The sequence below is a fragment of the Vibrio fluminensis genome (assembly GCF_015278125.1).
Taxonomy (GTDB): Bacteria; Pseudomonadota; Gammaproteobacteria; order Enterobacterales; family Vibrionaceae; genus Vibrio; species Vibrio fluminensis.
Map to the genome: position 1 here is coordinate 1 of NZ_JADILO010000101.1, position 296 is coordinate 296.

Sequence of the window (296 nt, forward strand, 5' to 3'; positions counted from 1 at the left end):
CTACCAACTGAGCTAAGGAGGAACTATTCTGTTTGTGTTACTAGAACACTAAATAAGTGGTGCCGACTACCGGAATCGAACTGGTGACCTACTGATTACAAGTCAGTTGCTCTACCTACTGAGCTAAGTCGGCACATCATCAACAAGATTAAATCTCATCGATTTAAAGTGGCTCCTCCTGCTGGGCTCGAACCAGCGACCTGCGGATTAACAGTCCGTCGCTCTACCAACTGAGCTAAGGAGGAACTATTCTGTTTGTGTTACTAGAACACTAAATAAGTGGTGCCGACTACCGG

General features: G+C 45.9%; 2 tRNA genes. Both read right to left on the bottom strand.

What is annotated here, in order from left to right:
• Positions 1-57: 57 nt before the first annotated feature.
• Positions 58-133: transfer RNA gene (locus IRQ95_RS22135), tRNA-Thr, on the bottom strand.
• A 36-nt stretch (positions 134-169) separates the two neighbouring features.
• A tRNA-Asn gene (locus tag IRQ95_RS22140) sits at positions 170-245 on the bottom strand.
• Between the last annotated feature and the right edge of the window lie 51 nt (positions 246-296).